Raw genomic sequence first — 18,906 nt, forward strand, 5'->3', positions numbered from 1 at the left:
TTAATCTGCCAGACAGTTTCACTATTCAGCACTACGCAAGGCGCTGCACCAGGGCCAGCAGCTCGCGCTGGGTGGCCTGGGTGCGGTCGTGGGCGTACCAGGTGTGCAGCTCCCGGATGAAGTCGTCGTGGGCCATGCCCTCGGCTTTCAGCTTGAGAATCAGGGTCTGGGCCTCGGCGGGACGCGGGCCCCAGTGCAGCACCTCGGTAAGGGTATCGGCGCGCAGCACCACGAGCTTGGGAATGGAGCGGCTGCCGTTGGTGAGGTACTCATCGGCCACGTCGAGATTGTCGTCGCGCAAGATGTAGGCCGTGCGCAGGTGGCCGCCGCTAGCCTGGGCCACGGCTTCGAGCACGGGCACAAGCTGGGCCGCGTCGCCGCACCAGCCTTCGGTGATAATCAGCCCGATGTAGTACCCGCGCAAGCCGGCCACGGCGGCGGCCAGCTCGGGCAGCAGCCTGGTGGTTTTGTCGAGGCGGCTCATGCGCTGCACGTTCAGCGTTGTGTATTCGGTTAGCTCAGGCGATTGCTGGGGGCCGGTGGTGCGGCCCTGGGCCAATGCCTCGTCGATAAGCTGCCGATAGGAAGCGTAGGAATAGGCCGCCGCCAGGCGCTCGGGGCTGATAACCGGCGCGGAAAGGGTAGTTGACATAAGAGAAAATTGACGGGAATGCGGCTATAACAGCCAAGGGGGCTGGTTGGTGGCCCGGCCGGGCGGCAAACTTGCGCGCTAGCTTTGCGCCATGCCCAACACCCTGCCCCTAGCCGTACTGCTACTAGCCCTGGCTGGTTGCCAGTCGGCCACCGCGCCTACTACTGGCGCGCCCGCTACCGCCCCTACCACGGCCACTCCCAGCGCTATTTCCATGCCCGCCGGCACCCCCGCTACCACTCCCGAAGCCGCCCGCGCCGCCGTGGCGCGCTACCTGCAGGGCCAGCCCAATGCCGCGCGCTACGTGCCCGACTCGGCCAGCATTGTCGATGTGGATGCGCACTGGCAAGTGCTGGTGCCCCGCACCGACTGGGCCGGGCGCATGCCCAACAAAGCGGCTTTCGAGGTCGACAAAGCTACCGGTGCCGTGCGCACGCTGCCGGTTAAATAATTTTCGTTCACTAAAAAGGGCCGCCCATTTCGGGCGGCCCTTTTTAATGAACGGTATGGGCTAGCTCGCGCTTACTTCATAACCTCCAGCCAGCCTTTTACGCGGTGGCCATCGGGGTAAGTGAGCAAATAGTAGTAAATGCCGGCGGGGTGGCCGGTGGCATCCCAGTCGTTGTGGTACACGGCATCCTCGTGCACGAGCTGCCCCCAGCGCGAAAACAGCTGCAGCCGCGGCTCGCAGCTAGGCGGCAGGCGGAAGTACTGGTTATCCTTGTCGCCGTTGGGGGTGATGATATTGGGAATGACCTGGTTGACCACCTCCACGGCCGCGAGCGGGGCCGTGGTTACGCACTGCGCATTGAGGTAGCGCAACGTCACGCTGGGCTGGTAGCGACCGGCCTGCTGGTAGGTGTGGCGCACATCGGCGCCCTCCACGGCGGGCGTGCCATCGCCAAAATCCCAGCGGGTGATGCCGCCGCTGCCCGTATTGGTAAAGCGCACCACCAGGGGCGACTGCCGGTCTTCGGGGCAGGCCACGGGGGCCCAGGCGGCTTGCAGCACCGGCACCGGCGCTACGCCCACGCTGCGGGTGGCGGTGGCCGTGCAGCCACCGCTCGCTACCGTATACGTCAGCACCGCTGAGCCCGCAAAGCCGGCGGGCGGCGTGAAGAAAAAGCCGGTGGTGGCGTTGCCACTTACGCCGGTGCCAACCCAGGTGCCGCCCGCGGGGCTAGCCCCGCGCAGCCGGAAAGCCGCCGTGGTGCCGGGGCACAGCAGGGTATCGGCCGGCAGGCTGGCTACCAGCGTGGAGGAAACCGTGACGGTGAGCGTGCGTTGCGCGCTGCACGCCGTGCTAGTGCCCACGACATAAGTGAGCGTAAACGTGCCCACCCCGGCCTGGCTGGGCGTGAAGTAGTAATCGGAACCCGAAGTGCCGACGCCCGCACCGTACCAGTAGCCCCCGGCCGGGGTGCCCACCAGCGGGTAGCGCGTGGCGTTGCTCACGCACAGCGGCGAGGGCAGCGCCGTGAGCACCGGCGGGGTGGTGCCCACCACCACGTAGCGCCGGGTGCTCGTGGCCGCGCACGAGTTGTCCTGGGCCGCCAGGGTGTAGGTAAGGTCCACGATGCCCGGCGTCACGGCCGAGGGCGTAAACCGAAAGCCGGCGGCCACCGAGCCGCTCACGCCGGGGCCCGCCCAGGTGCCGCCCGCCGGGGTGCCAAACAGGCTGATGGGGCTTGTAGTAGCGCACAGCGTTTGGCCCGCGCCGGCCGTGGCGCGCACCACTTCTACGCGGCGCTTCACCTGCACATTGCAGCCCATGGCGTAGGTGTAGGTGATTTCGGCCACGCCGCTCACCAGGTTGGGGTTGAAGACGGGGCCGGCCGAGGTAGTGGTGACGCCCGGCCCGCTAAACGTGCCGCCCGCCGGCGAGCCCACCAGCAGCGTAGTGGGCGCCGTGGCGCCGTCGGCCAGGCAGTACGAGGCGGGTAGCGTAGAGGTGATGGTGACCGCCGCCGGGGCCACCACCGTCATCTGGCGCACGGCCGAGCTGCTGCACAGGCCCGTAGCCACGGTGTAGGTGAGGGTGTAGGTGCCCAGCCCGGGCGGGGTAAAGGTGAAGCCCGTGGCCACCGAGCCGCTCACGCCGGGGCCCGTCCATACGCCGCCGCTGGGCGAGCCTTCCAGGGGCGTGGCAAAGTTGAGGCACACCGTTTGGGGCGGGCCCACGTCGGCCACGTCGGGCCGGAAATTGAGCACAAAGGCCGCGTTGTTGCAGTTGCCGCTGGTGCCGCTGGTGGCCGAGTAATAGTTGGCCCCCGGCGGAATGGGGAAGCTGGCGCTGGCCCCGCAGGTGCACACGGCCTGGTACACCACCCCGCGCGGGTCGAAGCGCGAGGTGCCGCCATCTACGTGCTCGCCCCACGCGGGCGTGTTGGCGTAGCCGCCAAAGAAGGTACCGTAGCCCAGGTTTTTGAGCCCCGCCCCAAACTGGGCCAGGTAAAAGTCGGAGCCGTCGGTGGTCGATTGCACGGCGTAGGCCGTGGTGGGCAGGCCCGTGGTGTAGCTGCCCGCGTTGGCACTCAGGTAGTTGGCCAGGGTGCTGCCGTAGAGCTGGTTGGCCCCGCCGCCCCAGCCGCAGATAAATACCCGGTCGCAGTTATCCACCAAAAAGGCCGTGGGCGAGATATCGATGGTGCTGCGCCCGCTGCCAAACACGGTGGCTAGCTGGGTGGTGCTCAGATTGGCGTCGAGCTTATGAATGAACTGGTGGCCGTTGGGCGTGGTGTAGAGGCCCGGCGTGACGGGGTACGCGCCCAGCGACTGCCCTAGCACGTACACCCCGCCATCGGTGCCGAGCTGCACAAAGTAGGCCTGGTCGTAGGCGCTGGTGCCCAGGTAGGTAGTGCGAATAATGCGGCTGCCATCGGCCGCGATGCGGGCCACGTAGCCATCCACGTTGCCGGCCAGGCCCGAGTGGTAGGCCCCGGCGGTGGCCGGCAGGTCGGGGCTGAGCGTGCCGCCCGCCACGTACACATCGCCCGAGGTAGGCTCTAGTTGCAGCGAGTAGGCCCCGTCGGCGGCGTTGCCGCCCAGGTAGCCGCCCCACAGCATGGTGGTGAGGTCGGGGGTGAGCTTGCACACCACCCCATCTACGGTGCCGCCCCGGTAGCTGCGCTGAAAGCTGGCCGGCGTGCCGGCGGGCAGGAAGTCGGTCGAGCCCGTGCACGAAGCAATGTACACGTTATCAGCCTTATCCACCAGGATATCACCCCGCAGGGCATCGCCAAAGTTGTGCGGCAGCTGGGTGATGCTGGAGTACTGCTGCAGCGGCAGCAGGCCGTCGTTGCCGGTGCCGCCCAGGTAGGTGCTGGCCCGCATGGCCGAGCCGTTGGCCGCCAGGCGGCACACTACAATGTCGGCGCCCGGGCTCAGAAAGGAATCGCCGGTGGCCCCCCCGCCCCGGTAGGTGCGCTGCACGGCCGTGGCCGTGACGGGAAAGTCGCTCGAATTGGTGGAGCCCAGCACCAGCAGCTCGCCCTGGCTGTTCACCACCATGCTGTGCGGGTACTCTACCTGATTGCCGCCCACGTAGGTGGCCCAAACCCGCGCCGCCGCCCCCGACTTGGTTACGTCGTACTTAATCAGGCCCATGTCGATGTTGCTGCGAAACGTGGTTTGGAACGCGCCGGGGCTCACCGGGTAGCCCTGGCCAAACACGATGCCGCCCGAGTAGAGGTTGCCTTGCTCGTCGTAGGTGGCCGTGCAGCCCCAGTTGGTGTAGGTCGAGCCGGTGTAGGTGGCAAACACCAGCGTGGGGTCGATGGTGAGCGGCCGGGTGGGGTCGTAGGCCCCCACCTCAAAGCGCACGGTATTGTCCTCGTCGAGGCGGTAGCGGCAGGCCACGGGCTGCTGCGCGCCGCCCGGCCCTAGCTGCCAGGCCCGGGGCGCCAGCTCGCGCACCACGCCCACGCTGGTGGCCAGCTGCAGGTTGCCGAGGGCATCGAGCGTAACCGGGGCGCCGGCGTGGCGCAGGCCAATGGCGGCCGGGCTAGCCCCCGGCGCCACCGTAAAGTCATATTCCAGGCGCTCGTCGGCATTTTCGTAGAAGCGGGCATCCACGCCGGGCCACAGGGCGGCGTAGTGCAGCTCGTGGTAGCTGCGCACATCGGTGGCCCAGTGCGCCGGGTCGCGGCCCCGGAAGTAGTTGCGGTGCTCGGCCGTGCGGCTGGCCGGCACCAGGTGCGTAGCCGGCGAGGCATTCGCAAAGCGCAGGTCCAGCACGTGGCCCCGCATGGCGTAGTCGGCCTGAGGCAGGTGCCGGACCGAGTCGGCTGCGTGGCCCGAGGCCTGGGCCAGGGCGCCGGGCGCCAGCAGGGCCAGCCGCAGGCCATCGCGCTCGGCAAAGAGCTGGCCGCCGCCCGGCAGCGCGGCCGTGTAGCGCACCGGCGCGGCGCACTGCCCTTTGTTCTCGATAAACTCGAGGGTGGGCGCGGCGGCCGGGCCCACGGGCGGGCGGTCGGGCTGGGCCACGGCTAGCCGGGCCAGCAAGCCAAATAGCAGGGTAAGGAATGCTTTCATTTATTTTTTGCAGAAGAGCCAGAAAATCACGTTCAAATATACCGGCTGCCGCCCCCACTGCGGCGGATGCTTTGCATTTTTTGGGCCATTTTTCTGCGGGTGCGCGCGGGCCGGGCCGGGCAGCCAAACGAGGTTGTTTTGCGTATGCCTGCCCAACTTATTTCTTTTTTTCCCTCCCCTAGCCTATGGACCAGGTAGCTGCTGGCGTTCACCAGCTGCGCATCAAGCGCTTCGTCAACGTGTATTTTGTAGAAACCGGCACGCCCGGCGAGTGGGTGCTCATCGACACGGGCCTGCCGGGCTCGGAGAAGGAGATTATTGCGGCGGCCGACAAGCTTTTTTACCCCGGCACGCGCCCCGAGGCCATTATTCTTACCCACGGCCACCTCGACCACCTGGGCTCGGCCAAGGAGCTGGCCGAGCACTGGCACGTGCCGGTAATTGTGCACCCCCTGGAGCTGCCCTACGTAACGGCCAAGGCCCTGTACCCGCCGCGCGACCCCACCGTGGGCGGCTCGCTGGCCTTTGCCAGCCGGTTTTTCCCCACCCAGCTACCCAACCTCGAAGACGTGGCCGAAGCCCTGCCCCTCGATGATGAGCACCCGCCGCACCTGGCGCAGTGGCGCTGGCTGCACGTGCCGGGCCACGCGCCGGGCCAGATTGCTTTCTTTCGCGAGGCCGACCGCACGCTGCTCGGGGCCGATGCCTTTGCCACCACCAACCACGAGTCGATTCCGGCGGTGCTGCTGGGTTTGCCCGAAATAAGCGTGGCCGGCGCGCCCTTCAACTACGATTGGGACAAGTGCTTCCACTCGGTGCAGCTGCTGGCCGACCTGGAGCCGCGCGCCATCGGCTGCGGCCACGGCCCGGTAATAACCGGCCCCGAGGCCACCACCGGCTTGCGCCACCTGGCCGACAACTACCACCTGCCCAAGCAGGGCCGCTACCTGCACGAGCCCGCCCGCACCGATGCCAGCGGCGTCGAGCACTTGCCCCCGCCCGTGGAGGACAAGCTGCCCCGCCAGGCCGCCGCCATCGGCGTGAGCCTGCTGCTAGCCGGGGCCGCCTGGCTGGTAGTGGGGGGCCGCCGCAAAAAGCACAAGCAGCCCGACCTCGGCAAAAAAGCCAAAGCCGGCAAAGCTGCCGGCCGCCGCGCCTAGCGGCCGGCGCTATTTTTGACAGCGGGGCTGGCGGGCAGGCAGAATTTCTGCCGGCCCGCCAGCCCCGCTTTTTGCTGCTCGCCCCGTTGCTTCTTATGATTCGCTACCTCCTGGCAGCCGCTGCGCTGGCCGCCCCCGCCCCTAGCCCACCGGCCGCCTTCTACACTACCTACACCTACACGGCCTACACCGTGTACGACTATACCACCGGCGAGCCGCCGGCTACCCCGGTGTCGGGCGTGGGTGGCACCCTAGCCCTGCGCGCCGACGGCACCTACTCCAAGCGGCTGAGTTTGCTGCTGGGCGACAGCGGCCCGCGCTTTTTTGCGCAGCAGGGCCGCTTCACCACCAAGGGCGACAGCATCGTCTTCCGCTTCACCGACCTCAAGGGCTCGGATGTGCAGCGCGGCACCTACCGCTACGATGCCCGCACGCGCCGGCTCAGCATTACCATTCTGGGCTATCCCACCGGCAACAAGGGCGTGTATGAGCTGGTGGCTACTGCGCCGCCGGCCGCTGCCGCACCGGGTAAGCCGCGCAGTCGCTAGCGCCGGCCCTGGGCGGGGCCGCTACGAAAGCCGGTCCAGGTCATCGAGCGTGCGGCGGCGCGTATCGTCCAAATCGTCTTGCAATGCCCGGTCGCGCGTGGTATTTGCGCCGGTGTAGGCGTAGGTTGTCACCTTGAGCGCCCCGCGGGCCCGGAAATAATAGCCCAAATACAGCACCGGGGCCATCAGCATGCCAACCCCCAGATGGGCGCCCCCCAGCGCGGCCAGCCCGGCCAGCAGCAGCCACGCAATGGCCAGCCCGGCCAGTATTTTGCCAAAAGCCGTGCGGGCAAATACGCGGGTCGCACCCGGCACCAGGCCACTAGCCGGTGCTGGCGCCGGGGCCTCGGCAGCCGCCTCGGCGGGCCGGGCCTGTTCGAGGCGGCTAGCCAGCTGCTGAGCCCAGGCGTCGAAGGCCAGCGTACCGGCCGGGGCCGTGCGCAGGCGCTTGCTGAAATTCAGCTCGGCCCCGCCGTGCAGCATCAGGCAAAGTATCTGGTAATAAGACTGCTGCGGCAGCAGGTAGCCGGCAATGCTGCTCAGCGGAATATCCTGGGCCGGCTGGCCGGGCGCCACGGGCAGCACCCGCAGGTGCTCGGGTGCCAGCACCAATTGCACCGCCCGGTAGCCCCGCTGCCAGGCCCAGTAGCCCACCGGCAGCAGCGCCAGCCCCAGCAGAAAGCCCAGCACGCTGCCTTCGGCAAACGCGCTTAGCAGGCAGATGACGAGCCCGGCCACGGGGGCCAGCGCCATTAGCCAGATGTAGCCGATGCGCACGGCAAAGGCCTCGGTGGTGGGGCCAGCGGCGGGGCGGGCCGCTTCGGCCGGGGCAGCGGTAGCAAAGTCGTTCATGGCTCAGAAAAGTAAACAGCGGAAAGGTGAGTAAAAGAGTGCAGTGTTTTTAGCTGATTCACAAGCGCTTGTAGGCCATGCTGCCGTAGTAGAAGCGCGTGACCTGGCCCGTTTTATCGTCGGTTTCGATGGGGTAAGACACGCCCTGGGTGGTCTGGCCCTGCGCATCAGTGAGGGTAAGCAGCCAGCCATTCAGGCTCCAGCGGCCGGTGCCGGTGCCGCTAGCCCCGGCGCGGGCCGTGCCGGCCGCATCGGTGCTGCTGAGCGAGCTGGTGCTGCTGCGGGTGAAGGTGCCATCGGGCCGAAACGTGAGGCCGCTCACCACCGCCGTGCTGCCGCCGCCCAGGCTCACCGAGTTGCCGCCCTCGAAGGAGCCGGCTAGCTGCCGGGCGTTGGCGAAGGGCCGCACGGCCAGAAACAGGCCCATGTCCCAGCCGAAGGTGGTGGCCTGCGGCTCCACGTCGCTAGCATCAGTTTGGCCGTTGGCCCAGCGTATGGTCAGCTTATTGCCGGCCAGGGTGTAGCTGCCGCGCTGGCCGGGGGGTAGGGCCGCCAGCGCCGTCGCCGAAAACCCGGTCGGGTTCACAAACACCTGCCCGCCCGGCGTGAAGTAGTACGTCGCCTTTTCGAGCGAGTGCAGGGCCATCAGGTAGCGGCTCATGAAGAACAAGCCCACTGGCCGGCCGCCCGCCACCGAGCCGGCCAAGGGTGCCACCGGCGTCGCCCCCGCCGCCGGGGCTGCCGGCGCCACCGGGCGCGGTGCAGGCTGGGCGCGAGTTACAACTGGCGCCGCCGCGGTCGTCATTGGGGCCGGGGCCGCCGGGCCGGTTTTGCTTTGCTGGAGGTACTGGTTGGCCAGGCGCTCGTTCAGCTCGGCCAGTTTGGTGAGGGCCTGCTGTTTGCCATCCAAGTCGCCGGTTCGGCCGAAGACGGTGTTGGCCTGGTTGTAGGCCGCAATGGCGGCGGGCAGGTTGCCGGCTTTTTCTAGGGTGGCCGCTTTTTGCAGCAGGGCAGCGCCGGTTTGAGCGTGGGCCGCGCCGGGCCGGGTGGCCAGCACGCCCAGTAGCAGCAGGAGCAATAGGCTAGGGTTTTGCATAATGGAGTTTTTTTAGGGGGTAGGGCGCGGCCTGGCGGGGCGCTGGATAGTGGCCGCAGCTTGGAGCAAGTCGGCTGGCCGCCGCTCGGCTTCCCTTTCGCGCAAGTGGTCCTGGCCCGCGTGGTAGAAGCCTCAGCCTAGCAAGCCGATGCCCGCCATTGCGAGCCCCGCTACCACCAAGACCAGCAGCACCAGGGCGCGGAGCAGCCGAAAAATCCAGTGCCGCGGAGGCTTAGGTGAAGGGTGTATCAAGAAGGTGGGCGCGGGCTAGCCGCGCTTAGTGGCGCGCGTAGGTCATGCCGCTGAAGATGAAGTGCGTTACCTGGCCGGCGCGGCTACCCACGGGGTAGGCGAAGTCGCGGGTGGCATGGCCCTGGGCATCGATAAGCGTCAGGTACCAGCCCTTAAGCTGCCAGTAGCCGGGCGGGGCTGAGTTGCACCCGGCTGCGGCGGCGGCCACCGTGTCCAGGCAGCTGCCCGTGTAGGTGCTATCAGCCCGGAAGGTAAACGCCCGGTACACTACCTGCCGATACGTTTGGAACGCGTAGGCCGAGTCGTGCCCCACGAAGGTGCCTACCAGCTGGCTAGGGCTTTGGAACGGCCCCGCGGCCACCGCCAGGCGATTCCGGCCCCAGCTAAAGCCAGCAGGCAGCCGGCTTACGTTGCCGCTGTCAACATCAAAGTAGTTGGGGGGGCTGATGAGCCAGTCAATGCTGAGTTTGCTGCCCGTTATGCGGAAGTTGCCACGGCGTTCGTAAGCTGTATCGAGCGCGGCCTTGCTCAGGCCCCACGGGTTTTTGTAGGCCACGCCAGTGGGGCTGAAATAGTAGCGGGCCGTGGCGCCCGGCTTCGTCTTTACCAGAAACAGTCCCACCGGCTTGCCGCCCACTAGGTGGCCCGCCTCCGGCGGGTCGCCCTCGCCCCACGAGCAGCCCACCAGCAGCAGGCTCAGCCCCCAGGCACAAGCGCCCCAGCCTATCAGTCGGCGCGGCAGAAAAGTGATTTTCATGGCCCTTTGCTACCTGATTAGACATTGCTGAAAGACCTGGGCCGAAGGTGCGGCTAGCCCGATTGTAAGCCGCCCAGGCAGCCTCAATCTGATGGACGCGGTGCAGCGCTTCGGCTTTTTGCAGCCGCGCCGCGCCGCTTGGGGCGCGGGCCGGGCCCGCCAGGCCAGTGCGCCGCCCGCGAGCCGAAGCAACGGTTTCATTGCCAAACGACTAAGCTAGCCAGCTGATAATCAGTCCCCGTCTCGCTCATTGTCGCGCACGGCCGCTAGGCCCGTCAGCACCTTTGTTTCCATTTTCAGCATACCACGGGCCCAGAAAAAGTAGCCCAGATAGAGCAGCGATGCCAGCAGCAATAGCCGGCCCGAAAAGCCGCCCCCGCCCGCCAGCGACAGCGCGCCCAGCAGCAGCCCCAGGCCCGCCAGCACGGCCAGCAGCACGCCCCCAGTGCGGCGGGCAAAACGCTGCGCGCGCGGCGGCGGCGTGTGGGCAACGGTGGGCCCAGTACCGGGCACCGGGCTAGCCGCCTGGGAGGTAGTAGAAGAAGGCGTTTTCATAAAAAAGTACTGAGTTGGAAGGGTGAAGTTTTAGTTGAATCAGGTATTCACCAGCTACTTAGCGCCGGCCAGCTGGGTGCCAGGTTCGGGCTGCTGCACCTATGTGGTGCGCGCAAGCCCCGTGGTTGAAATCGAAAAGCGTCACCGCGTGGCCCGTGCCTACGGGGCAAGCAATGCGCTAGAAACCAAGGCATTATTTCAGCAGGCGGAAGCTGTCCGGCCTGCTTTTCGTGCCGAAGAATAACCCTGCGTCACGGGCTAGCATGTCTTGTCATATAAACGTCCATAACTATTCCAAACAGCAGCACCAGCCCACAAACCAGAATGGCGAAGCTCAGCAGCATTATTTTCAGGCGGTTGCTCATCGGGCAGGCGGGAAAATGGGGGGTAGCAGTCATCGTGAGCCAGCGTAGGCACCAAGCAGCAGGTTAAAGGCAAACAACTAGCAGCTGTGCTATACTTACTTGTTAAGCAGCACATTAGGCAGCAGCTCCCTGCGCTCGGGATGCCCCGGCTACTGCTGCTGAGGTGGCGGGGCGGGGCTAGGCGGGTGGGCCAGGGCAGCAGCAGCCAGGGAGTCTGCCTCGGCTTTCCGCTCACGCAGTACATAATCGGGAACGGAGCTGTCCATGTTCACGACGTTGGCGGCTACCTGCACCATTATTATCACCAGCAGTACCCCTAGGCTGACTAATAATACTTTTAATACCCGGCTGAGCTGGCGCACCATCCGGCTCGGGGGGGCGGGGGGCGGGCTATTGTCGCTCATAAGCCATGCCGTTGAAGTTGAACAGGGTCACCTTGCTGTCTTTACCCACCGGGTAGGCAATGCCGCGGGTAGTGCGGCCCTGCGCGTCGGTCAGGGTCAGGTACCAGCCGTTGAGGCTCCAGTGGCCGGCCTGCTGCGATGTGCCCCCCGTTTCGGCTACGCCGCCCGCGGTGGCGGTCGTCACCGTGGCCACGCCGCTGCCCTGGTAGGTGCCGTCGGCCCGGAAGGTGAGCGTGCTCGACACCACGGCCTGCCCCACGGCCGAGGCAAACGTACTGGTGCCCCCCTCAAACGTACCCACCAGCTGGCTGGGGCTTTTGAAAGGCCCCACGGCCGAGAAGATGCTGCCCAGGCTCCAGCCAAAGCCGTTGGTCAGTGGGCTCATAGCGGCTGTTTCCGCCTTGCGGTCGCCGGGCCAGGCAATGGATAGCGTCTTGCCCGCCACCGAGTAGGGGCCCTTCGACCTGGCGGGCGTGGCAGCCAGCGCGGCGGGGCTCAGACCGGGCGGGTTTTCGTAAGCAATGCCATCGGGGCCGAAGTAATAAGTCATGGTGATAAAGTGCCCCAGCACCGTCTTAGTGCCAAAAAACAGGCCCACCGGCTTGCTACCCACCAAGTGCCCCGCTACCGGGGCCGGGCCAGCTGGCGCCGCTGCCACCGGGCCGGCCGGGCGTGCCGCCACCGCCGCTGGCCGAGGCGCCGCTACGCCCGCGGCCCCGCCGCTCACCGCTGCTTTGCCGGCCAGCGCCGCCTTCATACCATCCGAGTCGTCTACGCTCGTGTAGGCGGCGTAGGCCTGCTGGTAGGCGGCAGCGGCCCCGGCTTTGTCGCCGGCGGCTTGCAGCTTCTGGGCCTGTTGCATCCAGGTGGCGCCGGGGGGACCCTGGTAGGCGAGCTGGGCCTGGCTGCGGCCGGGCCACAGCAGCGTGCCGCTCCAGAGCAGCATGAGAAGCAAACGGGGGGTAGCCATGAGAGTCTTGCAGGAAGGAAGTGGGGGTAGCAAGCAGGCTTAAGGCTAATCGGTGGCCTTGTAGGAAGTGCCGTTGAAGCGAAACCTCAAGGTCTTGTCCGTTTTTTCGTCCCAATCGGTGCGGAAGGCCACGCCGCGCGTGGTACCTTGGGCATCGGTCAGGGTCAGGTACCAGCCGTTGAGCGTCCAGTGACCCGTCTGGTTAGAAGCCGAGGCGGCGTCGGTGGTTTTGCCGCCGTTGGTTTCGAGGTGAGCAGCGGCGTAGAGGTCGCGGGTAAACGTGCCGTTGGGCAGGAAGTGGAGCGTGCGGTAAAGGGAGAGCGTGTTGGCATCGGTGGCGATGGCATCGTTGTGCCCCTCGAAGGAGCCGTTAAGCTGCTGGGCGCTGGCAAAGGGGCCCACGCAGATAAACGAGCCATCCCATTCGAAACCCGTGGGGTCGAAGCGGTAGTTGCGGGTTTGGGGCGCGCGGCCATCCCATTTCACGGTCATCTGCGCGCCGTTTATCGCAAATGCACCGCGCCACTGGGGGTCTACCGCCGCTAGGCTCGCCGCCGTGAAGCTGGCCGGATTGCGGTAGACCCGTCCATCGGGGGTGAAGTAGTAAACGTCCTGCCGGTTGAAGACGTCCATGAAGAAAAATAAGCCTTGGGGCTTGCCCCCGACCAGCCGGCCCGGCAGCGGCGCGCCGGGCGCGCCGCTGCCCGCCTCGGCCGAGCAGGCCAGCAGGCCCAGTAGCAACGTGAGGCAGCCCCAGACCCGCCAGCGAAGTAAGCCCGGATGTGCCATAGAAGTGAGTGACATGGGAGTGAGATAAAAATGGGTAATTACTGCGCCTTCTACCGCTTACAGACACTGTGTCAGCAGTAAAACCGCCCGACCGGCCTAGCTCGGTTGTTTGCTTCGGCCGGCGGCGGGCCGGCCGGATTACCCCTGCCTGGCACGCCGCTGGCCCCCTAGTCCGCCCCCGGAGCAGCCGGCGGCGGTAGGCCAAAAGGTTGTTTTCATAGCTTTTAGAGGATGGGGAGGCGGTGCCACTGGGCGACCTACTGGCGCTCGTAGGCCATGCCGTTGAAGTTGAACAGGCTCACCTGGCTCCCCGTGCCCACCGGGTAGGCCACGTCGCGCACCACGTGGCCCTGCGCATCAGTGAGGGTAAGGAACCAGTCATTCAGCTGCCAGCGGCCAGCTTGCTGCGACGAGCCGCCGGTTTCGGCAGCGCTGCTCGCGGTGGCGGTCGTCACCGTGGCCACGCCGCTGCCGGTGTAGGTGCCGTCGGGCTTGAAGGTGAGGGTTTTGGATACCGTTGACTGGCCCATGGCCGAGGCGTAGGTGCTGGTGCCGCCCTCAAACGTGCCCACTAGCTGGCTGGCATCCTGGAAAGGCCCCACGGCCGAGAAAATGCTGCCCCCGCTCCAGCTGAAGCCGTTGTCCAGCGGCAGCATCTCGTCAGTTTCGGGCTTGTCGTAGCCCGTCCAGGCAATCGAGAGCGTCTTGCCCGATACGGAGTAGGGGCCCTTGCTCTTGGCGGGGGTAGCGGCCAGCTCGGCCGTGCTCAGGCCCACCGGGTTTTCGTAGGCTACGCCCTCGGGGCTGAAGTAATACGTCATCGTGCGGAAGTTGCCCAGCACGCTTTTCGTCACGAAGAATAAGCCCACCGGCTTGTCATCCACTAGGTGCCCGGCCACCGGCGCACCATCGGCGGCGGTAGCCGCGCTGCCCTGGCCGCACCCGGCCAGCAACAGCAGCAGGCCCAGCAACAGCAGCCACACGCACCCGAACAAGGTGCAGAAAATCGATTTCAACGTTTTAGCAGCCATTAGCTTGCGCGCTAAAACACGTTAGCGCACCACCAGCGCGCCCTTGCCGCTGGTGGGCACGCGCCGCTGCCCGGCAGCCAGCGTGCCGTAGTTGCTGCCGAAAGCGAAGCCGGGCGTATTGCTGCTCAGCCCGGTGAGGTTGCCACCCCCCGAGGCCACCAGGTTGCCCCCGCCCGAGGCCACCAGATTGCCGCCTCCGGAGGCCACCAGGTTGCCGCCCCCCGAGGCCACCAGGTTGCCGCTGGCATCGAGCACCGACACCGCAAAAATCTGGTTGCCCTGGGCCACGGCCATTACCATATTGCTGCCCAGCGGCGCCACGCCCACGCGCAAGCCGCTCTGCTGCACTTGCTTGATGTAGCCCAGCAGTTCGTCGCGGCTGCCCCAGGTGCCGTTGTTGTAGAGGTGAATATTGCACTCGCCGGCTTCGCCCTGGCCCACGGGCCGGCGGTTGTATACCTGCTGGTAAATGTCATTTATCCACGGGTCGCGGCACTGGGCGGCGGCATGCAAGACGCCACTCAGGCACAGGCTGAGCACGAGCAGTAGAACACGGGGGGTAGGCGTACGCATAAGGTGAGGGGGGTAGGAAGGGAGAAAGAAGCACTCAGGCAGCAGCATTTTTTATTACTCTTACCTGCTGAGCTAAAGTAGCTTACCCCATTGCGACGCGATAAAAAAGTATAGCAAGCCCCCTTAAAAGTCGGTGAAGCGCCTACCTGGTCGGCGAAGGCCGCCAGGAGGCTTGGTGAAGCGCCGGGCTGGCTCTACCTTGCGGCCTGCCACTTGCCCCGCATCGCCATGCCCTACCCCCCCTCTGCCGCCCCGCTGCGCTGCGTGGTGCTCGACGACGACCCGCTCGGCTGCGACCTGGTGGTGAGCTACGTGGGCCGGGTGCCGGCCCTGGCCCTCAGCGGCCAGTACACGGAGCCAGTGGCGGCCTTCGAGCACCTGAGCCGCACGCCGGTCGATATCCTGTTCACCGATATTGAGCTGCCTGGCCTCAGCGGGCTGGAGCTGGTGCGCGGCCTGCGCCAGCCGCCGCTGGTGGTATTTCTGACCTCGCACCCCGAGTACGCCTTGCCCACCTACGAGCTTGACGCGGTCGATTTTTTGGTGAAGCCGCTGGCGTTTCCGCGCTTTTTGCGAGCCGTGGATAAGGCGCTGCGGCTGCACAGCGCCGCGCTGCCCCCTACCCCCCCCGCCGGCGGCCGACGACAGCTTTTTTATTCGGACCGAGCAACAGTTTTTGCGCCTGCGCTGCGCCGAGGTAGCCTACGCCGAGGCCATGCGCGACTTTGTAAAAGTGCACCTCATCACCGGGGCCGTGCACATTACGCTGGTCAACCTCAAGCATTTTGAGGAGCAGGTGCCGGCCGGCTGCTTTCTGCGCACCCACCGCTCGTTTCTGGTGAATAAGGCCCACATCAGCGTCGTTTCGGCCGATGAAGTGCGGCTAGGCCCCACGCTCGCCGTACCATTGGGCCAGAGCTTCCGCGAGGATGTGCTGGCCCAGGTGGTGCAGCAGCGCCTGGTGAGCCGCCACCCAGCGGGCGGCAAGTAGCGCGGACTGCTCAAGTAAAGAATAGCCTGAGTGAATTTAGTTAAAACGCCAAAAGGTCGTCATACTGAACGCAGTGAAGCATCTCGCCCGCTTTGTTGGATTACTAATCCAAGAGTTCGGTTAACGCGGTAGAGATGCTTCACTGCGTTCAGCATGACGACCTTTTGAAATTTTCAAACACGTTCCTAACGCAAGCTGCTTTGCTTATCACCTGGCAGCGATTGCCTGGCCAGTGCTTTGTTCGCGCAGCAGGGGGCTAGCCGGCTCGGCGGTAGGCAGCAGCAGGTAAAAGGTGGTACCCTGGCCCGGCCCGGGGCTAGCCACTTCCAGCTCGCCGCGGCTGCGGCGCGCATAGTCGCGGCTGAGCACGAGGCCCAGGCCGGCGCCGGGCGCGCCCTTCGCGGCGCGGCGCGGCAGGCCCTCGGGGGCTAGCGGCTGGCGCGGGGTAGGCATGGGTAGGCCCAGGCCGGTATCGGCCACGGTGAGCTGCCAGGCGCCGGCTTGGCGCGTGGCGGCCACGGCTACCTGGCCGCCGCTGGGGGTGAATTTGAGGGCGTTGCTGAGCAGGTTGCGCAGCACCAGGCGCACGGCGGCGGGGTCGGCCTGCACCCACTCGTCGCCGCTAAGGGTAGTACGCAGGGCAACGCCGGCCGCCTCGGCGGTGGGGCCTAGCAAACTGGCCGCGTCTTCGGCGGTGGCAGCCAGCGATAGGGCCTCGGTGTGCACCGGGCCGGCCACGTGCAGCTGCAGCGCCGCCCAGCTCAGCAGGTTTTCGAGCAGAATCAGCGTCTGGTCGAGCGTTTGGGTGAGGTGGCGCGTGTACTGGCGCAGGCGCTCGGGCGGCAGCGGCGGGCCGCTGAGCAGCTCTACAAAGCTGTGCAGCGAGTGCAGCGGCGCCCGCAAATCGTGGCCGATGATGCTGAACAGCCGGTCTTTGGTGGCGTTCAGCTCGGTAAGCTCGGCGCGCTGCTTTTCTACCAGGCGGTTGCGGCGGCGCAGCTGCCAGGCCAGCCAGCCCAGCGCCAGCGCGCCCAGCGCCGCCGCCGTGAAGCCCACGGCTAGCCCCCGCAGCTGGCGCTGCCGCAGGCGCAGGGTTTCGGCCTGGGCCGTGCTGGTGCGGGCCAGCGCCTGCCGCCGCTCGCGCTCCTGGCTCAGCTGGAAATCGCCCTGCAAGCGGCCAATCTGCTCGGCCTTGGCCTGGCTGAACAGCGAGTCGTGGGCGGCCTGGGCCCGCTCGGTGTAGGCCAGCGCCTGGCGGTAGTCGCCGCTGGCTTTGGCCAGGCTAGCCAAGCGGGCGGCGGCGCTTTGCACATCGGCCACGTCGTGGATGCGGCTAGCCAGGGCCAGCGCCTCGCGGGCGGCGGTGGCCGCTAGGGCCGGCTGGTCGCTTTGCTGGTAGGTTTGGGCCAGGCCGTTGAGCACGTCGGCGGTGGCGTTGTTGTCGTCGGCGGCGCGCAGCAGGACCAGGGCGCGGGTGTAGGCCCGGATGGCCTCGGGCCGGCGGCCGGCATCGCGCAGAAAGTGGGCGTAGCTGCCCAGCACCTGGCCCACGTCGGCGGGCTCGTGCAGGGCCTCGAAGCCGGCCAGCGACTTCTGGAAATACGCCTCCGTATCGGGGTGGTGCAGGTGGGTCATGGCGGTGGCCATGTTCTGGTACACAATGGGGCGCACGCGCTGGTCGGGCACCGAGTCGAGGCGGGGCAGCAGCTGGTGGTAGGTGCGCAGGGCCAGGGCGTATTCTTCCTGCTTGAGGTACACGTTGCCGATGTTGCCCAGCGAGTTGACTTCCGTTTGGGCGTCGTGGTGCTGGCGGGCTAGCCGCAGCGCCTCAAACAGCGCCGCCAGCGCCCGCGGGTAGTCGCCGCGGTTCACATAAATACTACCCAGGCCATTGAGTGCCTGCGCGGTGCGGGCCCAGTCGCCGTGCTTTTCAAAAAACTGCCGCGCCGCCTGCACCGAGGCCAGCGCACAGGCATAGTCGTCTTGGGCGTTGCAGAGGCGCGCCCGGTTCAGCAGCGCCGTGCCTAGCCCCCGCTGCTCGCCCAGCCGCTGCCCCAGCGCCACGGCCGAGTCGAGCACGACCCGCGCGGCCGGAAATTTCCCCTCGTTCTGGTAGCTCATCCCCAGGCCGGTGAGCGCCCGCACCTGGCCGCCGGCAAAGCGCAGCCGCTCGCTTAGGTGCTGGGCCTGGCGCAGGGCGGCCCGGGCCTCGGCATACTGGCCTAGTCGGGCCAGCGCGAACCCCAGCTCGTTGAGGGTTTGGGCGCGGCCGGTATCGGCGGGCGCGGCAGCGGCGCGGCGGCGCAGGCTGTCGGCCTGGGCCTGCGGGTTGGGGGGGCCGCCGGCCGGGGCGCTGCGGCCCCAAAACGTTCCTAAAAAAGCCAGCATAAGCGCCAGGCGCGACCGGGTAATGAGTTGAATCATAGCGGCTAGGGTTAGGTGCGCAAGGTAGCCGAAATTTTCAGCTTTCCGCTAGCCCTGCTACCAGTCAGATGGCTCGGCTTGCTGCCCCCGCGCTTGCCTTGCTAACTTGCGCCCGCATTCGGGCCGCCCCTCCCACCCCGCCGCCCCAATTGCTCATTGCTCACTGTATAACTGCTAATTGATAAGATGGGACGCGCATTTGAATTCCGGAAAGGCCGCAAAATGAAACGCTGGGACCGGATGTCGAAAGACTTTACCCGCATCGGCAAGGAAATCGTGATGGCCGTGAAAGAAGGTGGCCCCAACCCCGACTCCAACGCCCGCCTGCGCACGGCCATCCAAAACGGCAAGGGCGTGAACATGCCCAAAGACCGCGTGGATGCCGCCATTAAGCGCGCCAGCGGCAAGGATGAGAAAGACTACCAAGAGGTTGTGTATGAAGGCTATGGCCCCCACGGCGTAGCCATTGTGGTCGAAACCGCCACCGACAACCCCACCCGCACCGTGAGCAACGTGCGCCTGTACTTCAACCGCAACAGCGGCGCCCTGGGCACGGCCGGCAGCTCCGACTATACCTTCACCCGCAAGGGCGTGTTTAAGCTGGCTGCCGAAGGCCTGGACCGTGACGAGTTGGAGCTGGAACTCATCGACGCCGGCGCCGAAGACGTGTACGAAACCACCGAGGAAGACGAGCACGGCGCCGAGCACCAATATATGGTGATTGAAACTGCCTTCACCGACTTTGGCCAGATGCAGAAAGCGCTGGATGCCAAGGGCGTGAATATTGTGAGCGCCACCTTGCAGCGCGTGCCCAACACGACCGTGTCGCTCACCGACGAGCAGGCCGAGGAAGTGGAAAAGCTCATCGACAAGCTCGAAGAAGACGAGGACGTGCAGGCCGTGTACCACACCATGGGCTAGGCGCCGACGCCTGTTCCGACTTGGCTAGCCCCC

At 66.6% G+C, this 18,906-nt stretch carries 18 protein-coding genes; 6 read left to right on the forward strand and 12 right to left on the reverse strand.

Going from position 1 to position 18,906, the window contains the following annotated elements; all coding sequences use genetic code 11:
* Positions 1–31: 31 nt before the first annotated feature.
* Positions 32–652, reverse strand: coding sequence for a thioredoxin family protein (locus tag Q5H89_RS01770; RefSeq protein WP_305017569.1), 621 nt, complete (start codon positions 650–652; stop codon positions 32–34).
* A 91-nt stretch (positions 653–743) separates the two neighbouring features.
* Between Q5H89_RS01770 and Q5H89_RS01775 the strand changes: the two genes are divergently transcribed.
* Positions 744–1,103: a hypothetical protein gene (locus Q5H89_RS01775; RefSeq protein ID WP_305017570.1), complete on the forward strand. Its 360-nt coding sequence runs from the start codon at positions 744–746 to the stop codon at positions 1,101–1,103.
* A gap of 71 nt (positions 1,104–1,174) precedes the next feature.
* Here Q5H89_RS01775 and Q5H89_RS01780 read toward each other — a convergent pair whose 3' ends face one another.
* Positions 1,175–5,185 (reverse strand): DUF7948 domain-containing protein, encoded by a 4,011-nt coding sequence (locus tag Q5H89_RS01780; RefSeq protein ID WP_305017571.1) that lies wholly within the window; start codon positions 5,183–5,185, stop codon positions 1,175–1,177.
* A 185-nt stretch (positions 5,186–5,370) separates the two neighbouring features.
* Here Q5H89_RS01780 and Q5H89_RS01785 point away from each other — a divergent pair, with 185 nt between their 5' ends.
* On the forward strand, positions 5,371–6,345 hold the full coding sequence (locus Q5H89_RS01785) for an MBL fold metallo-hydrolase (RefSeq protein ID WP_305017572.1): 975 nt from the start codon (positions 5,371–5,373) through the stop codon (positions 6,343–6,345).
* 95 nt (positions 6,346–6,440) lie between these two features.
* Entirely contained in the window at positions 6,441–6,893 is a 453-nt protein-coding gene (locus tag Q5H89_RS01790) for a hypothetical protein (protein WP_305017573.1), read from the forward strand.
* Between the two features lie 21 nt (positions 6,894–6,914).
* Here the strand turns inward: Q5H89_RS01790 and Q5H89_RS01795 are convergent, their stop codons facing one another.
* The 9 genes from Q5H89_RS01795 to Q5H89_RS01835 form a co-directional block, all read right to left on the reverse strand.
* Positions 6,915–7,745, reverse strand: coding sequence for a hypothetical protein (locus Q5H89_RS01795; RefSeq protein WP_305017574.1), 831 nt, complete (start codon positions 7,743–7,745; stop codon positions 6,915–6,917).
* Between the two features lie 58 nt (positions 7,746–7,803).
* On the reverse strand, positions 7,804–8,841 hold the full coding sequence (locus tag Q5H89_RS01800) for a hypothetical protein (protein WP_305017575.1): 1,038 nt from the start codon (positions 8,839–8,841) through the stop codon (positions 7,804–7,806).
* A 277-nt stretch (positions 8,842–9,118) separates the two neighbouring features.
* Positions 9,119–9,850 (reverse strand): hypothetical protein, encoded by a 732-nt coding sequence (locus Q5H89_RS01805; protein ID WP_305017576.1) that lies wholly within the window; start codon positions 9,848–9,850, stop codon positions 9,119–9,121.
* Between the two features lie 231 nt (positions 9,851–10,081).
* Positions 10,082–10,405 (reverse strand): hypothetical protein, encoded by a 324-nt coding sequence (locus tag Q5H89_RS01810; RefSeq protein ID WP_305017577.1) that lies wholly within the window; start codon positions 10,403–10,405, stop codon positions 10,082–10,084.
* A 514-nt stretch (positions 10,406–10,919) separates the two neighbouring features.
* Positions 10,920–11,174, reverse strand: a complete 255-nt coding sequence (locus tag Q5H89_RS01815) for a hypothetical protein (RefSeq protein ID WP_305017578.1) — start codon at positions 11,172–11,174, stop codon at positions 10,920–10,922.
* Positions 11,161–12,144, reverse strand: coding sequence for a hypothetical protein (locus Q5H89_RS01820; protein WP_305017579.1), 984 nt, complete (start codon positions 12,142–12,144; stop codon positions 11,161–11,163). Before Q5H89_RS01820 ends, Q5H89_RS01815 begins: the two co-directional genes overlap by 14 nt.
* Before the next feature lie 45 nt (positions 12,145–12,189).
* Entirely contained in the window at positions 12,190–12,948 is a 759-nt protein-coding gene (locus Q5H89_RS01825) for a hypothetical protein (protein ID WP_305017580.1), read from the reverse strand.
* 242 nt (positions 12,949–13,190) lie between these two features.
* Entirely contained in the window at positions 13,191–13,964 is a 774-nt protein-coding gene (locus Q5H89_RS01830) for a hypothetical protein (protein ID WP_305017581.1), read from the reverse strand.
* A gap of 21 nt (positions 13,965–13,985) precedes the next feature.
* Positions 13,986–14,537 carry a hypothetical protein gene (locus Q5H89_RS01835; protein ID WP_305017582.1) on the reverse strand — a complete coding sequence of 184 codons (552 nt, stop codon included), beginning with the start codon at positions 14,535–14,537 and terminating at the stop codon, positions 13,986–13,988.
* Between the two features lie 228 nt (positions 14,538–14,765).
* Between Q5H89_RS01835 and Q5H89_RS01840 the strand changes: the two genes are divergently transcribed.
* Positions 14,766–15,326 (forward strand): LytR/AlgR family response regulator transcription factor, encoded by a 561-nt coding sequence (locus Q5H89_RS01840; protein WP_305017583.1) that lies wholly within the window; start codon positions 14,766–14,768, stop codon positions 15,324–15,326.
* The gene (locus Q5H89_RS01845; RefSeq protein WP_305017584.1) at positions 15,253–15,528 is read left to right on the forward strand and encodes a LytTR family DNA-binding domain-containing protein; all 276 of its coding nucleotides are present in this window, start codon (positions 15,253–15,255) and stop codon (positions 15,526–15,528) included. Before Q5H89_RS01840 ends, Q5H89_RS01845 begins: the two co-directional genes overlap by 74 nt.
* A gap of 207 nt (positions 15,529–15,735) precedes the next feature.
* Here Q5H89_RS01845 and Q5H89_RS01850 read toward each other — a convergent pair whose 3' ends face one another.
* Positions 15,736–17,952, reverse strand: coding sequence for an ATP-binding protein (locus Q5H89_RS01850; RefSeq protein ID WP_305017585.1), 2,217 nt, complete (start codon positions 17,950–17,952; stop codon positions 15,736–15,738).
* A gap of 186 nt (positions 17,953–18,138) precedes the next feature.
* Between Q5H89_RS01850 and Q5H89_RS01855 the strand changes: the two genes are divergently transcribed.
* Positions 18,139–18,873 carry a YebC/PmpR family DNA-binding transcriptional regulator gene (locus tag Q5H89_RS01855; protein ID WP_305017586.1) on the forward strand — a complete coding sequence of 245 codons (735 nt, stop codon included), beginning with the start codon at positions 18,139–18,141 and terminating at the stop codon, positions 18,871–18,873.
* The last annotated feature ends 33 nt before the right edge of the window (positions 18,874–18,906 follow it).

Origin of the sequence: Hymenobacter cheonanensis (assembly GCF_030581075.1) — a bacterium.
Taxonomy (GTDB): Bacteria; Bacteroidota; Bacteroidia; order Cytophagales; family Hymenobacteraceae; genus Hymenobacter.

Coding starts and splice junctions, on each gene's coding strand:
- Q5H89_RS01770 (WP_305017569.1), bottom strand. CDS start 652: ATGTCAACTACCCTTTCCGCGCCGGTTATCAGCCCCGAGCGCCTGGCG.
- Q5H89_RS01775 (WP_305017570.1), top strand. CDS start 744: ATGCCCAACACCCTGCCCCTAGCCGTACTGCTACTAGCCCTGGCTGGT.
- Q5H89_RS01780 (WP_305017571.1), bottom strand. CDS start 5,185: ATGAAAGCATTCCTTACCCTGCTATTTGGCTTGCTGGCCCGGCTAGCC.
- Q5H89_RS01785 (WP_305017572.1), top strand. CDS start 5,371: ATGGACCAGGTAGCTGCTGGCGTTCACCAGCTGCGCATCAAGCGCTTC.
- Q5H89_RS01790 (WP_305017573.1), top strand. CDS start 6,441: ATGATTCGCTACCTCCTGGCAGCCGCTGCGCTGGCCGCCCCCGCCCCT.
- Q5H89_RS01795 (WP_305017574.1), bottom strand. CDS start 7,745: ATGAACGACTTTGCTACCGCTGCCCCGGCCGAAGCGGCCCGCCCCGCC.
- Q5H89_RS01800 (WP_305017575.1), bottom strand. CDS start 8,841: ATGCAAAACCCTAGCCTATTGCTCCTGCTGCTACTGGGCGTGCTGGCC.
- Q5H89_RS01805 (WP_305017576.1), bottom strand. CDS start 9,850: ATGAAAATCACTTTTCTGCCGCGCCGACTGATAGGCTGGGGCGCTTGT.
- Q5H89_RS01810 (WP_305017577.1), bottom strand. CDS start 10,405: ATGAAAACGCCTTCTTCTACTACCTCCCAGGCGGCTAGCCCGGTGCCC.
- Q5H89_RS01815 (WP_305017578.1), bottom strand. CDS start 11,174: ATGAGCGACAATAGCCCGCCCCCCGCCCCCCCGAGCCGGATGGTGCGC.
- Q5H89_RS01820 (WP_305017579.1), bottom strand. CDS start 12,144: ATGGCTACCCCCCGTTTGCTTCTCATGCTGCTCTGGAGCGGCACGCTG.
- Q5H89_RS01825 (WP_305017580.1), bottom strand. CDS start 12,948: ATGTCACTCACTTCTATGGCACATCCGGGCTTACTTCGCTGGCGGGTC.
- Q5H89_RS01830 (WP_305017581.1), bottom strand. CDS start 13,964: ATGGCTGCTAAAACGTTGAAATCGATTTTCTGCACCTTGTTCGGGTGC.
- Q5H89_RS01835 (WP_305017582.1), bottom strand. CDS start 14,537: ATGCGTACGCCTACCCCCCGTGTTCTACTGCTCGTGCTCAGCCTGTGC.
- Q5H89_RS01840 (WP_305017583.1), top strand. CDS start 14,766: ATGCCCTACCCCCCCTCTGCCGCCCCGCTGCGCTGCGTGGTGCTCGAC.
- Q5H89_RS01845 (WP_305017584.1), top strand. CDS start 15,253: ATGCGCGACTTTGTAAAAGTGCACCTCATCACCGGGGCCGTGCACATT.
- Q5H89_RS01850 (WP_305017585.1), bottom strand. CDS start 17,952: ATGATTCAACTCATTACCCGGTCGCGCCTGGCGCTTATGCTGGCTTTT.
- Q5H89_RS01855 (WP_305017586.1), top strand. CDS start 18,139: ATGGGACGCGCATTTGAATTCCGGAAAGGCCGCAAAATGAAACGCTGG.